At 70.8% G+C, this 14,133-nt stretch carries 9 protein-coding genes and 1 pseudogene; 6 read left to right on the top strand and 4 right to left on the bottom strand.

Translation table 11 applies throughout. The annotated features are described in order from the left end of the window. Positions 1-96: 96 nt before the first annotated feature. Entirely contained in the window at positions 97-2,052 is a 1,956-nt protein-coding gene (locus tag O7621_RS03295) for a PhoX family phosphatase (protein ID WP_282232662.1), read from the bottom strand. Between the two features lie 337 nt (positions 2,053-2,389). On the opposite strand from O7621_RS03295, the gene O7621_RS03290 reads away from it, so the two are divergent. Beyond that, complete coding sequence (locus O7621_RS03290) at positions 2,390-6,775, top strand: ExeM/NucH family extracellular endonuclease (RefSeq protein ID WP_282232661.1); 4,386 nt, start codon at positions 2,390-2,392, stop codon at positions 6,773-6,775. A 111-nt stretch (positions 6,776-6,886) separates the two neighbouring features. Here O7621_RS03290 and O7621_RS03285 read toward each other — a convergent pair whose 3' ends face one another. Then, positions 6,887-7,327: a DoxX family protein gene (locus O7621_RS03285; RefSeq protein ID WP_282232660.1), complete on the bottom strand. Its 441-nt coding sequence runs from the start codon at positions 7,325-7,327 to the stop codon at positions 6,887-6,889. A 260-nt stretch (positions 7,328-7,587) separates the two neighbouring features. On the opposite strand from O7621_RS03285, the gene O7621_RS03280 reads away from it, so the two are divergent. From O7621_RS03280 to O7621_RS03270, 3 genes are all read left to right on the top strand, one after another. Beyond that, a complete protein-coding gene (locus O7621_RS03280; RefSeq protein WP_282232659.1) occupies positions 7,588-7,953 on the top strand; it encodes an STAS domain-containing protein in 366 nt (121 codons plus the stop codon). Next, positions 7,950-8,696 carry an ATP-binding protein gene (locus tag O7621_RS03275; RefSeq protein WP_282232658.1) on the top strand — a complete coding sequence of 249 codons (747 nt, stop codon included), beginning with the start codon at positions 7,950-7,952 and terminating at the stop codon, positions 8,694-8,696. Before O7621_RS03280 ends, O7621_RS03275 begins: the two co-directional genes overlap by 4 nt. Positions 8,697-8,799: 103 nt before the next feature. Beyond that, complete coding sequence (locus O7621_RS03270) at positions 8,800-9,207, top strand: four-helix bundle copper-binding protein (RefSeq protein WP_282232657.1); 408 nt, start codon at positions 8,800-8,802, stop codon at positions 9,205-9,207. Between the two features lie 39 nt (positions 9,208-9,246). Here the strand turns inward: O7621_RS03270 and O7621_RS03265 are convergent, their stop codons facing one another. Further along, positions 9,247-10,914, bottom strand: a complete 1,668-nt coding sequence (locus O7621_RS03265; RefSeq protein WP_282232656.1) for a DUF885 domain-containing protein — start codon at positions 10,912-10,914, stop codon at positions 9,247-9,249. On the opposite strand from O7621_RS03265, the pseudogene O7621_RS03260 reads away from it, so the two are divergent. Beyond that, positions 10,895-11,812 (top strand): annotated as a pseudogene (locus O7621_RS03260) (DMT family transporter); the annotation flags it as partial. The gene O7621_RS03265 and the pseudogene O7621_RS03260 overlap by 20 nt on opposite strands. A gap of 168 nt (positions 11,813-11,980) precedes the next feature. On the opposite strand, the gene O7621_RS03255 reads toward O7621_RS03260, so the two are convergent. Next, the gene (locus tag O7621_RS03255; RefSeq protein WP_282232655.1) at positions 11,981-13,066 is read right to left on the bottom strand and encodes a PHP domain-containing protein; all 1,086 of its coding nucleotides are present in this window, start codon (positions 13,064-13,066) and stop codon (positions 11,981-11,983) included. Positions 13,067-13,116: 50 nt separating this feature from the next. Here O7621_RS03255 and mtnA point away from each other — a divergent pair, with 50 nt between their 5' ends. Beyond that, on the top strand, positions 13,117-14,106 hold the full coding sequence (mtnA, locus tag O7621_RS03250) for an S-methyl-5-thioribose-1-phosphate isomerase (protein ID WP_282232654.1): 990 nt from the start codon (positions 13,117-13,119) through the stop codon (positions 14,104-14,106). Positions 14,107-14,133 lie beyond the last annotated feature (27 nt).

Raw genomic sequence — 14,133 nt, 5'->3', positions numbered from 1 at the left:
GATACGACGGGAGCCGCGACCGGTCGGCGAGATCGGCCGCGGCTCCCGGAGCCCGCACGTCGGGCTCGGATGTTGAGCAGGGGTGGACCGGAGCGGTCAGGTGCCGATGACGCCGCCGTCGACCTTGCGGATGACCACGGTCGCCGACCGGGGTCGGCCGGCCGGGTCGAAGTCGGGCCAGTTGCTCACCGCCCGCGGGTCCTCCGGCGTCGGACTGCCCCAGTACGTCGTGGACTCGCCCGGATGCTGCACGTTGATGAACATGGTCCGCTGGTCCGGGGTGGTGACCACCCCGGTGATCTCCGCGCCGCGCGGGCCGACCAGGAACCGCCGGACCTCCCCGGTACGCGGGTCGGCGGCCAGCATCGCGTTGTTGCCGATGTTGTCGTGGCCCCGGTCCGCGCGGTTCTGCGTCGAGTTCGACACGTCGGTCTGGATCCACAGCCGCCCGTCGCCGTCGAACCAGATCCCGTCCGGCGAGCCGAAGATGTTCGTCTCGTCGAGCTGCACCTGCGGGTCGTACGTCGGGTCACCGGCCAGCATGAACACGTCCCACTCGAAGCTGGTCGCGGTGTTGTCGCGGCCGCGCTCGCGCCACCGGACGATGTGCCCGTACGGGTTCGGGGTACGCGGGTTGACCGCACCGGGCCAGCCGGTGCCGTTGGTCAGGGTCAGGTAGACGTCGTTGTTCTTCGGATTGACCGCCACCCACTCCGGACGGTCCAGCGGGGTGGCGCCGACCGCGTCGGCCGCCTCCCGGGTACGCAGCAGCACATCGGCCTGGTCGTGCCAACCGTTCGCCCTGGTCAACGGCCCCTTGCCGTGCTTCAGTGGCAGCCAGACGCCCTTGCCGTCGTCGTCGAACCGGGCGACGTAGAGCGTGCCGTGGTCCAGCGGGCTGCGGCCCAACGCCCGCTGCATCCGCCACGGACCGTCGCCGACGAACTTGTAGAGGTAGTCACCGTCCTGGTCGTCGCCGCTGTAGACGACGACCCGACCGCGCGACTCCCAGAAGGTGGCACCTTCGTGCTTGAACCGACCGAGGGCGGTCCGCTTCACCGGAGTGGAGCGGGGGTTCATCGGGTCGATCTCCACCAGCCACCCGAAGCGGTTCAGCTCGTTGGGGTTGCGCGCCACGTCGAAGCGCGGGTCGGCCAGGTGCCAGCGGTAGCCGAATCCGGCGGCGTTGACGCCGTACCGGGCCTGCTCCGGCGTCGGCGACCACTGCGGGTCCTCGGTGCCGAAGTAGCCGTTCCAGTTCTCCTCACAGGCCACGTAGGTGCCCCACGGGGTGGCCCCGTGCGAGCAGTTGTTCAACGTACCCATCGGTGGGTTGTTCGAGCGCAGCGCCGGGTGCCGGCCGGACACCGGGCCGGAGAAGGCGACCGGCGTGGTGCCGGTGACCCGACGGTTGAACCGCGAGTCGACGTTGCGCCACCTGCCCCGCGACAGTTCCACCTCCACGACGCTGACCCCGTGGCCGGCGAGTGCCTTGTCGACCTTCTCCTGGGTCATCTCCGCGTCGCCGTCGGGGTAGAGCAGGGTCCGGTCGACGTACTCGTGATTGAGCACCAGCAGGCCTCGGCGGCTGCCCAGCGGGCCGCGACCGAGCGGGAAGAAGTGCATGCCGTCGTGGTGGCTGCCCACCTGCTCGGCCTGTTCGGCGGCGGTGTTCGTGGCGTCTTTGCGCCAGGCCGGTCCCCGGCTGCGCAGCGGGGTGCCCCACGGGATGAGCACGTCGGCGGTGTAGCCCGGCGGGACGGTGATGGCGTCGTCGGTGTTCGGCAGTACCGGGTCGAAGCCGAGTAGTCCGCGCCGGCCGGGCCTGCCCTTGCCGTGCCCGTGGCCGCCGGCGCTGGCCGGCGCGTCGGTGCCGAGTGCGCCGCCGGCCGTGCCGAGGAAGGCCGCGGCGGCGATCACCGTACCGCCGCGGACGATGTCGCGGCGGCCGGCGCGGGCGGCGAGCACCTCACGGAACGGACGGTTGCCGGAGGTGTTCGAGCTGATGTCGTCCGGGTCGCTGTGGACGTGGCTGTCATGGTCGATTGACATGTCGATCCTCGCTCGGTCGGAAGCGGGCCGCCCGGTCCGGTGCCATGTCGTGCGCGACGTCCGGACCGGATCTGCCAGGGCGGTCCGGGCTGGACGGCATCGCTGGCACCGGGACGGTATGCAGCGGACCGGGACCGTCCGCGAACGCGTGTGCGACCTGCCGGCGACGTCGAGATGAACGATCGATGTCCTGACCTGGGGTGTCGCCGAACCGTCCCTTGTCACGAAGGGGTAACGGGACCCGAATGTTTAACGGGTCACCACCGGCCCGTCTGTGCTTCGAAACCCGCGTCTCCTAGATTTACTTGACTCACCCTCTGACCGGAGGAACGCCTACATGCGCCAGCACAGACGCATAGCCACCTGGAAACTCATCACCGCGGTCGTGGGGGCCGGCGCGCTCAGCGTGCCCGGCAGTGCCGCCGCCATGGCTGCACCGGCTGCCGGTGACCCATTCATCAGCGAGATCCACTACGACAACGCCGGCACCGACACCGGCGAGGCGATCGAGATCGAGGCCCCGGCCGAGTTCGACCTGACCGGCTGGCAGATTGTCCTCTACAACGGGAGCAACGGAACCGTATACGACACCCGTACCCTCGCGGGCACCGTCACCGCGGCCGGTGTGGTCGTCGCCGAATACCCCGCCAACGGCATCCAGAACGGGTCCCCGGACGGGGTGGCCCTGGTCGACCCGGCCGGCTCCGTGGTCGAGTTCCTCAGCTACGAAGGCACCCTGACCGCGGCCGGCGGCCCCGCCGACGGCACGACCAGTGTCGACATCGGTGTCGCTGAGGCCTCCGACACCCCGGTCGGGCACTCGTTGCAGAAGGTCGACGGCGACTGGCGGCAGCCGGCGGCGAACAGCTTCGGCGTCCGTAACGGGACCGGCGACCCGGACCCGGACCCCGACCCCGAGCTGGGCTGCGACGTCACGGTGACGAACAGCATCGCCGAGGTGCAGGGCACCGGTGACAGCACGCCGCTGGCCGGCACCGAGGTGACTGTCGAGGGCATCGTCGTCGCCGACCACCGCGTCGGCGGTTACAACGGCGTCTACCTGCAGACCGCCGGCACCGGCGGGTCCCGTACGGCTGCCGCCGGCACCGCCAGCGACGGGATCTTCGTCTACCTGACCAGCAACCCGGCCAACCACCCGGGGGTCGCCATCGGCGACCGGGTACGGGTCACCGGCAACGCCGGTGAGTACTTCGGACTGACCCAGGTGAGCATCGGCGCGCGGACCGACGTGCAGATCTGTGACCGGGACAACCCGCTGCCCACCCCGGTCGCGCTGACCCTGCCGCTGGCCGCCGCCGACCGGGAGTCCGTCGAGTCGATGCTGGTGGCACCGGTCGGCGACTTCGCCGTCGCCGAGGTCTACAACACCAACCGGTACGGCGAGGTCGTACTGACCGCCGGTGACGCCCCGGCGGTCATCCCGACCGACGTGGCGCAGCCGGGCAGCGCCCAGGCCGAGCAGATCGCCGCCGACAACCGGCTCAACCGGATCCTGGTCGACGACGGCCGTACCACCAACCTGGCCGACGCCGGCATCGCCCCGCCGTACGTTTCGCCGGACCAGCCGCTTCGGGTCGGTGACTCGGTCGAGGCGTTCGGGCCGAGCGTGCTGTCGTACGGCTTCGACGAGTGGCGGCTGCAGCCGACCCTGCCGGTCGGTGCGGACACCCCGGCCAGCGAGCGGACCACGTTCAAGGTGACGAACCCGCGTACCGATGCCCCGGCAGCCGTCGGCGGTGACATCCGGGTGGCCAGCTTCAACGTGCTGAACTACTTCGTCCACTTCGGTGGCGACGCGCGTGGTGCGGCCGACGAGGCCGCGCTGGCCAAGCAGGAGGCGAAGATCGTCTCGGCGATCACCGCGCTGGACGCGCACGTGGTCGGACTGCAGGAGATCGAGAACTCGGTGCGGTTCGCGCCGGGCGAGCCGGAGAAGGCACTGATCCGGCTGGTCGGCGCGCTGAACGCCGCCGACGGTGCCGGGACCTGGGACTACGTCCGCTCCCCGGCGGACCTGCCGGGCGCCGCCCAGCAGGACTTCATCAGCAACGCGATCATCTTCAAGCCGGCCGCGGTGACCCCGGTCGGGCCGTCCCGGTCGGTAGACGACGAGAGCGTCTGGTTCAACGCGCGGGAGCCGATCGCGCAGACGTTCACCGCCGACGAACTGACCTTCACCGTGGTGGCCAACCACTTCAAGTCCAAGAGCACCTCGACGCCGCCGACCGGCGACAACGTCGACACCGGTGACGGGCAGGGTGCGTACAACGGTGACCGGACCCGGCAGGCCGCCGCGCTGGCCGACTTCGTCGACGATCTGGTGGCCGACAGTGGCAGCGACGACGTACTGCTGCTGGGCGACTTCAACTCGTACACCCAGGAGGACCCGATGCGGGTCCTCTACGACGCCGACTACGTCAACCTGAACGACACCGGACGCAGCACCTACGTGTTCGCCGGTGAGTCGGGTTCGCTGGACCACGCGCTGGCCTCACCGTCGCTGGCCGACCGGGTCACCGGGGCCGACGTCTGGCAGATCAACGCGGTCGAGTCGTACGCCTTCCAGTACAACGGCTTCCCGACCTTCTTCGACCCGGGCCCGTTCCGGGCCAGCGACCACAACCCGATGGTCATCGGGCTGGACACCGGTGCCGACGGTCCGACCGAGCTGCAGCTGCTGGGGATCAACGACTTCCACGGCCGGCTCGAATCCGTCGGTACCCTCGACGGGCAGCCGGTCGGCGGTGCGGCCCAGGTGGCCGGGCTGGTCGACCAGTACCGGGCGACCAACCCGAACACGGTGTTCGTCTCGGCCGGCGACAACATCGGGGCGTCGACGTTCGTCTCGGCGATCGACGACGACAACCCCACCCTCGACGTGCTCAACGCCGCCGGTCTCGACGTGACGGCGGTCGGCAACCACGAGTTCGACAAGGGCATGGCGGATCTGACCGACCGGGTGATCCCGCGTTCGGACTTCCCGCAGCTGGGCGCCAACGTGTACCGCGACGACGAGCGGGCGCTGCCGGCGTACCACGTGCAGGAGATCGGCGGGATCCGGGTCGGCTACATCGGGGTGGTCACCGAGCAGACCGCGGTGATGGTCAGCCCGGACGGTATCGCCGGGATCACCTTCCGCCCGGCGGCGGCCGAGGCCGACCTGGTCGCCACCCAGCTCAAGGACGGCGACGAGAGCAACGGCGAGGCGGACGTGGTGGTGCTGCTCACCCACGAGGGCGCGGCCACTGAGAACATCGACTCGCCCGAGGCGCTGATGAGCGACCCGGTGTTCGGGCCGTACACCCGGACGGTGCCGGAGATCGACGTCATCTTCAGCGGGCACACCCACCAGCCGTACGCCTTCGAGGTGCCGGTGCCCGGCACCGACGAGACCCGGCCGGTGCTGCAGGCCGAGGACTACGGCAAGAAGCTCGGCCGGGTCGTGCTGCAGGTGGACGTCGAGGCGGGGACGGTCGAGACGGACACGGTCGAGATCGTCGACGTGGTCGGCGCGCCGGTCAACCAGGAGGTCGCCGACATCGTGGCGGCGGCGAAGGCCAACGCCGAGGTGCTCGGCCAGCAGCCGCTGGGCTCGATCACCGCCGACATCACCCGGGCGTACACCAACGGCAACGAGGACCGGGGCAAGGAGTCGGTGCTCGGCAACTTCATCGCCGACGTGCAGCTCGCCGGGACCCGGGAGCCGGGTCGGGGTGGTGCGCAGATCGCCTTCATGAACCCGGGCGGGCTGCGGGCCGACCTGCTGTACGGCGAGGACGGCGTGATCACCTTCGCGGAGGCGTTCTCGACCCAGCCGTTCGCCAACGACATGGTCACCCGGACCTACACGGGTGCTCAGGTCAAGCAGGTGCTGGAGGAGCAGTGGCAGCCGGCCGGGGCGTCGCGTCCGCTGCTGTGGCTCGGCGTGTCGGAGGGCTTCTTCTACACGTACGACCCGACGTTGCCGCAGGGCGAGCGGATCACCTCGATGACCCTCAACGGTCAGCCGGTGTCGCCGACCGGGACCTACCGGGTCACGGTCAACTCGTTCCTGGCCGCGGGTGGCGACAACTTCACCACCCTGGCCGACGGCACGGACACCTCGACCACCGGTGACAACGACCTGACCATGCTGGTGGCGTACTTCGCCGAGAACTCGCCGATCACCGCGGACACCGAGTCGCGGTCGGCGGTCGGCCAGCCCGAGCCGACCTGTGACGTGACGGTCACCGGCACGCACGACGGTGGGCTGATCGTCAAGGCGGAGATGACCTACTGCCTGGAGTCGGCGACGGTCAACGGTCCGGTCACGGTCCGTCCCGGTGCGACGCTGATCGCCACCGACGGTGCGATCAACGGTCCGCTCACCGCGAACCGTCCGACGGCGGTCAGCTTCACCGGTACGAGCGTCTCCGGGCCGCTGGCCCTGCTGCGGGCGACCGGGGCGGTGACGCTGACCGGGGTGACCATCCGGGGCCCGCTGGAGGTGACCGGTGGTGACGGCGGTCTGCGGCTGGACGGCGCTGACATCTCCGGTCCGGTCCGGCTGGTCAACAACAAGCACGACGAGCTGCCGGTGGTCGTCGCGGGGAACACGATCCGCGGCCCGCTGCACTGTCAGGGCAACAGCCCGATGCCGGTCGACGAGGACCGGGTGAACACGGTGCAGGGCCCGGTGTCCGGGCAGTGCGCCCGGCTGTGAGCCGCCCGGTTCGGCACTGAAGGCAGCACCGGGAAACGGTACGGCCCGGCGGACCTTGACTGGTCCGCCGGGCCGTACCCGTCTTTCCGGGGTCCGGCTGCCGCCGCGTGGTCAGACGGTCGCCGGCTCCGGGGCGGGAACGGCGGCCGTACGGCGTCGACTCAACATGGCGTCGAGCGAGTACCGGCCTGGCCCCAGCGCGGCCACCAGCAGGAACGCCCAGCAGAACAGCGCGGCGAGTTCGCCGCCGTTGTTCTGCGGGAGAAGTGCGTCCGGCTGATGGACCACGAAGTAGGCGTACGCCATCGATCCGGAGCAGATGACGGCGGCCACCCGGGTGCCGAGTCCGGTGAGGACCAACAGACCGCCGACGAGCTGGATCAGCGCGGCCCACCAGCCGGGCCAGACGCCGATCTCCAGTGCCTCGCCGGTGCCCCGGAAGCCGCCGAAGATCCCGAAGATCGAGGCGGCACCGCGTAGCGTGAACAGCAGACCGACCACCACGCGGAACAGCGTGGGGACGATCTCCGGCAGGCGGGTGAGTACGGGCATGGGGACTCCTCGTGAACTTGGGAACACTGGTCCCACGGCGCCCGGATCGTATCGACAGAGATGAAACTCAGTCAACGACGTCTCACTTAGTGTCATGATCGACTAGGTGATCCGCTAACCCGGATCGGCGGTCTCCCGGTCTGTCCCCAGCAGGCAGGCGACGTCGCGTAGGCTGGGCGCTTCGAGCAGCTCAACTCCGCCGCGCGGGCCCACGGGCGCCACCGCAGGTCGGAGTCGCGACCCGCCAGACGGAGACCAGCATGCACGAGATCCGGGTGTCGCCACCCGAAGCCGGGCACTGCGTCATCGAAGCCTCCGGCGAGCTGGACATGACCGCAACCGGAGAGCTCAGTGCTGCCGTGCAAGTGGTCGACCGGAGGCAGGCGACCTGGATTATCGTCGACCTGGGAGCCGTCACACTGATCGATTCGAGTGCGGTCAAGGAACTGGTCGACGCGCATCACGCGGCCGCCGGTCAGGGCCAGATCCTGATCGTCCGCAACCCGCAGCCGATCGTCGCCCGGGTGCTGCGGGTGACCGGAGTCGCGCCGCTGCTGGGCATCGCGTCGCAGGACCACGCCGGAACCGTCTACGGTGGTAGACCGGACAACGGGGACCACGGGTGAACACTCTCACCTGGCTGGTGGCGCGTGACTTCGCCAGCGGTGTCACCCGGATCCGGCTGACCGGCGCGTTGACCGACACCGAACTGGTCCGGCTCGCCCCGGTGCTGCGCCGCTGCCTGCTGGAGGAGCCGTTGGCGCTGCTCGTCGAGCTGGACGAGGTGACCGTGGCCAGCCCGATCGGGCTCCGGGTCTTCGCCATCGTGCAGGGCGGCGACGCGAGCCACCGTCCGGTGGTGCACCTGTGTGCCCGACCCGACTCACCCACCGGCCGGCTCGCCCGGCACAGCATCAGCGGTCTGGTGAGTGTGCAGGACAGCGTGATCGACGCCACCAAACTGGTCGAATCAGCACCAAGGTCCCCGTACCGGTGGCACGAATACCTGCCTGCGCACCCGCACTCACCGGGACAGGCTCGCCGGCTGATCGGCGGTGCCTGCCGCTCGTGGCAGCTGACCGCTCTGGTCGACGAGGCGATGGTAATCGGTTCCGAGCTGGTCAGTAACGCGGTCGAACACGCCGGCACCGAGTTGGACGTCACCACCACCCGGCAGGCCGGAGCGATCCGGATCAGCGTCCGCGACCGCGCTGCCGAGCTGCCCCGACCGGCCACCGGGCCCCGGCCCAGGCCGGCACCCGGCCGCGGTCGAGGGCTGGCCATCATCGAGGCGCTCGCCAGCGACTGGGGGTACGCCGGGTTCGCCGACGGCAAGACGGTCTGGGCGGCACTGCGGCTGCCCGACTGACCGGCCGGTGCCTGATTGGTGCCAACGGGTGACGGCCGGGCCGGTGTTAGTCGGGCCTGGCAGCGGGTAACCGACCTCAACGGTCACACCTGTGGAGGTCACCATGACGCAAGCAACCGAGATGCTGGAAACCTATCCGCTCGATCTGGGGCACGTCGACCAGCAGGCACTCGCCGACTGCATCGACGCCTGCTTCGACTGCGCTCAGGCCTGCACCGCCTGCGCTGACGCCTGCCTGAGCGAGGACACGGTTGCCGACCTGGTCAAGTGCATCCGCACCAATCTCGACTGCGCCGACATCTGTGCCACCACCGGCCGGGTGCTCTCCCGGCACACCGGCTACGACGCGAACACCACCCGGGTGATGCTGCAGGCATGCATTCAGGCGTGCCGCTCGTGCGGCGAGGAGTGCCAGGCACACGCCAGCGAGCACGAGCACTGCCAGGTCTGCGCCGAGGCCTGCCGTCGGTGCGAGCAGGCATGCCGGGACCTGATGGCCGCGCTCGGTTGAGCCGGCCCCAGCCCCCGGCGTGGCCCGCCGGGCGGGTGGTCAGATCCGGGCCAGCGCGGTCCGCAGCGGGTCGAGACCGAGTACGCCCAGGTTCAGTGCTGCCTGATGGAACTCCTTGAGGTTGAAGGCGGCACCCTTGCGAACCTGGGCGTCGGCTCGGGCCTGGAGCCAGATCCGCTCCCCGACCTTGTACGCCGCCGCCTGCCCCGGCCAGCCGAGATACCGGTCCAGCTCGAACCGCAGGATCTCGTCCGGCAGTTGGCAGTGCGCCCGCAGGAACTGCCACGCCAGCTCCGGAGTCCACCGCTCGCCGGGATGGAAGTTGAACGAGTTCGGCGGGATGGTCAACTGCAGGTGCAGGCCGATGTCCACGATCACCCGGGCCGCCCGCAGCGCCTGCCCGTCCAGCATGCCGAGCCGGTCACCGGGGTCGGCCAGGTAGCCCAGCTCGTCCATCAGCCGTTCCGCGTACAGCGCCCAGCCCTCGCTGTGCCCGGAACACCAGCAGAGCAGCCGCTGCCAGCGGTTGAGCAGATCGGCACGGACCTGCGTCTGACCGATCTGCAGATGATGTCCGGGCACCCCTTCGTGGTAGACCGTGGTCACCTCCCGCCAGGTCGAGAACTCGGTCAGCCCGTGCGGCACCGCCCACCACATCCGGCCCGGTCGGGAGAAGTCCTCACTCGGCCCGGTGTAGTAGATGCCACCGTCGCTGGTCGGCGCGAGGCAGCACTCGATCCGCCGGATCTGCTGTGGTATGTCGAAATGGGAGCCGTGCAGGTCCCCAATGGCCTTGTCGGCCAACGCCTGCATCCAGTCGCGGAACGCCTCACCACCGGCGATGGTCCGCGCCGGGTCGGCGTCCAGGGCGCGTACCGCGTCGTCGATGCTGGCGCCGTGCCCGGCGATCTCGGCGGCGACCCGGCGCATCTCCTGCTCGATGCGATCCAACTCGAAGAAGCCCCAGGCGTACGTCTCGTCCAGGTCGATCCGCGCGCCCAGAAAGTACTGGGAGGCGAGCTCGTATCGGTCCCGTCCGGCGGCCTCGGTGTCCCGCCCCAACGGGGCCAGCTCGGTACGCAGGAACCGGCCGAACGCGATGGTCGCTGCGGTGGCCGCCGAGGCCGCGCGGCGCAGGTCTGCGGTGAGGGTGGCCGGAGCGGACAGCCGGCCGACCAGGGCGTGGAAGAAGTCGTCCGCTTCCGGGTCGGTCCAGACGTCACACTGGTCGGCGACCTTGAGCATCTGCGCCCGGGGTGCCACGTGCCCGGCCCGGGCCGCGTCCAGCAGGGTGACCCGTACCTGGTCCAGAGCCTGTGGATAATTGTCCAGCCGGGCAGCGATGTTGGCCACCGCATCGGTGCCCTCGGTCGGCATCAGGTCGAAGACCTGGCGCAGATGGTGCAGACCGCTGGTGATGACGCTCAGCTCGCTGGTCTCCTCGCCCGCCTCGTAGCGGGCCAGCTCCAGGCCGAGCCGCTCCGCCATCGCGTCCCGGGCCACCCGCTCGGCCTCCGACTCCGGATCGGCGACATCGAGCTGCCGCAACGTGTCGCGGGTCAGGGCGGCGCGTTCGGCGTACCCGTCCGGCGACAGGTCGTCGAGCTGGTCGTCGTGCCCGTCGACGCCGATGTAGGTGGCTCCGATCGGATTCAGCCGCGCCCACCGCTCGACAAAGCTGTTGCTGATGTCATCCACACGTCCCATGCTGATGACCCTACGCGGCAGGTCTGCGGGGCCGGCGCATCCGAAAGGGGGAACGGGAATGCAGGAACCCGGTTCGGCCGGCCCACCACCCGGTCCCCGGCTCGCCAGTTGGCTGCCCGGCTTCCTGCTGCTCGCCGGCATCTGGGGCACCAGTTTCCTGCTGATCAAGATCGGGGTCGCCGAGCTGCATCCGATCCACGTGACCCTGGCCCGGGTCGCCGCCGGTGCGCTCACCCTGCTGATCGTGTTGCCACTGGTTGGCGACCGGCTGCCCCGGGATCCGTGGCTGTGGCTGCACCAGTGCGTTGTCGCGGCGGTCGGGGTCGCCCTGCCGTTCACCCTCATCGGGTACGGGGAGCAGCGGATCCCGTCGCTGCTCGCCGGCATCTGGAACGCCACCACCCCGCTGATCGCCCTGCCGTTGGCGGCGCTGGTGTTCCGCACCGAGGCGATGACGGCCCGCCGGCTGGCCGGCACCGGGTTGGGCTTCGTCGGCGTGCTGGTGGTGCTCGGGGTCTGGCAGGGCGTCGGCGGGGGACAGTTCGCCGGGCAGTTGATGTGTCTCGGCGCGGCCGCCTGCTACGGCGCGACGATCCCGTACCAGAAGCGGTTCGTCGCCGGCCGGTCGGACAGCGGCGTCGCGCTCGCCGCGACCCAGCTGATCCTGGCCACCGGCCAGTTGGCCGTCGTCGCACCGATCGTCGCCGGGGCCCCGCCGACGCCGACCCGGCTCTCTCCGGCGGTGATCGTGAGCGTGCTGATTCTTGGGGCGGTCGGCACCGGCCTGGCCTTCGTGATCCACATGCGCAACATCCGGCTGGTCGGGGCCAGTACGGCGGCCACCGTCACCTATGTCGTGCCGGTCGTCGCGGTCGCCGCAGGGGTGTCGGTCCTCGGCGAGCGGCTGGTCTGGCACCAGCCGGTCGGGGCGCTGATCGTGCTGGCCGGGGTGGCCCTTGCACAGGGCACCGGGCTGCCCCGACCGGCCCGCTCCGGCCCGCTGCCCGGCGGCACGGTCCCGGACAGCGGCCCGCTGCTGTCCGGCGACCCGCTGCCAGACAGCGGTTCAGTGATGGGCGGCGGCCCAGTCGATCAGCTCCCCGGCCGACCAGGTGTTGACCACCCGGTCGGCATCGACACCGCAGAGCGCGGCCCGCGTGCACCCGAACTGCTGCCAGTCGAGCTGACCCGGCGCGTGGGCGTCGGTGTCGATGGCGAACAGGCAGCCGGTCTCGACCGCTAGCCGGATCAGCCGCTTCGGCGGGTCCTGCCGCTCCGGCCGGGAGTTGATCTCGACGGCCTTGCCGTGTTCGGCGCAGGCGGCAAAGACCGCTTCGGCGTCGAAGTCACTCGGCGGCCGGGACCGCCGTCGGTGGCCGCGGTCGCCGGGTCCGGTCACCCCCGGCGGCCGCGACGTCACCATCCGACCGGTGCAGTGACCGAGGATGTCCAGCCGGGGGTTGGTGACCGCGGTCAGCATCCGCCGGGTCATCCGCGCCCGGTCGTCACGCAGATTGGCGTGCACCGAGCCGACCACCACGTCGAGCCGGTCGAGCAGTTCGTCGGACTGGTCGAGGGAGCCGTCCGGCAGGATGTCCACCTCGATGCCGGTCAGGATCCGGAACCCCTCAGGCAGGGCGGCGTTGAGCGCCGCGACGTGGTCGAGTTGGCGCCGCAGACGGGCGGCAGTCAACCCGCGGGCGACCGTGAGCCGGGGCGAATGATCGGTCAGCACCAGGTACTCGTGGCCCAGCTCGACCGCGGCCAACGCCATCTCCTCGATCGGCGAACCGCCGTCGGACCAGTCCGAGTGGGTGTGGCAGTCGCCGCGCAGCGCGGCGCGCAGTGCCGCCGCCGCCTCGTCCAGGTCGGTGCCCTCGGTAGCCAGCAGCCGGCGCAGATAGACCGGCTCCTCGCCGGCCAGCGACTCGGCCACACACCGGGCAGTCACCTCGCCTACCCCGGCGAGCTCGGTCAACGTGCCGGCATCAGCCCGCTGCGACAACTCGGCGGCGGGCAGTCCGGCCAGTGCCGTGGCGGCGGACCGGAACGCGCGTACCCGGTAGGTCGCCTCGTTGGCCCGCTCCAGCAGAAAAGCGATCCGACGAAGGTCGACGATCGGGTCCCGGGCATTGCTCACACCGGTCACCATAGGCCCTTCGGCGGTACTGTCGCCCGGCCGGAGCCGACTAAGGTCGTCGCATGCGGACCATCGACTGGGTCGACGACGCCATCGAGATCATCGACCAGACCGCGTTGCCCGACCGGACCACCGTACTGCGGCTGTCCACCGTCGAGACGGTGGTCGACGCGATCCGGTCCCTGGCGGTTCGCGGCGCGCCGGCGCTCGGCGTGGCCGGTGCCCTCGGGGTGGCGCTGGCCGCGCGGCTGCACCACGACGAGCCGCAACGACTGGCCGACGCCGTCGAACGGCTGCGTACCGCCCGGCCGACCGCGGTCAACCTCGCCCGGGGCGTCGACCGGGCGGCGGCCCGGCTCGCGGAGAGCCCGTCGGCCGTACTCGCCGAAGCGGTGGCCCTGCGTGACGAGGAGGAGGCGGCGTCGGTGGCGATGGCCCGGCTCGGGGCCGACCTGCTCGGGCAGCTCTGTCCGCCCCGGTGCCGGCTGCTGACCCACTGCAACACCGGTGCGCTGGCCACGGTCACCGGAGGAACCGCGCTCGGGGTCGTCGTCGAACTGCACCGGCGCGGCGGGCTGGAGTCGGTGATCGCCAGTGAGACCCGGCCGCTGCTGCAGGGTGCCCGGCTGACCGCCTGGGAACTCGACCGGGCGGGGGTCGACTTCCGGGTCGCCGTCGACGGGGCCGGGCCGTTCCTGATGGCCCGTGGCCGGGTCGACGCGGTCGTCGTGGGCGCCGACCGGATCTGCGCGAACGGCGATACGATCAACAAGATCGGTACGTACGCCCATGCGCTCGGCGCACGCCGGGCCGGACTGCCGTTCGTGGTGGTCGCTCCCGAATCGACGGTGGATCCGGCGACCGCCACCGGCGCACAGGTCGAGATCGAGGACCGGGGATCCGCCGAGGTGGTCAGCTTCGCCGCTGCCCGGACCACGCCGGCCGGGGCCGGCGCGGTCAACCCCGCCTTCGACGTGACGCCCGCCGACCTGGTGACCGCCGTTGTCACCGACCGCCGGGTGATCCGGCTGGACCGGGGCGAACAAATCTGAGGCGCCGCCGGTAGAAAGCCGGTCCAC

The organism is Solwaraspora sp. WMMD937 (assembly GCF_029581175.1).
In the GTDB taxonomy this organism is placed as follows: Bacteria; Actinomycetota; Actinomycetes; order Mycobacteriales; family Micromonosporaceae; genus Micromonospora_E.
This window is presented reverse-complemented; position numbering and strand designations above follow the sequence as displayed.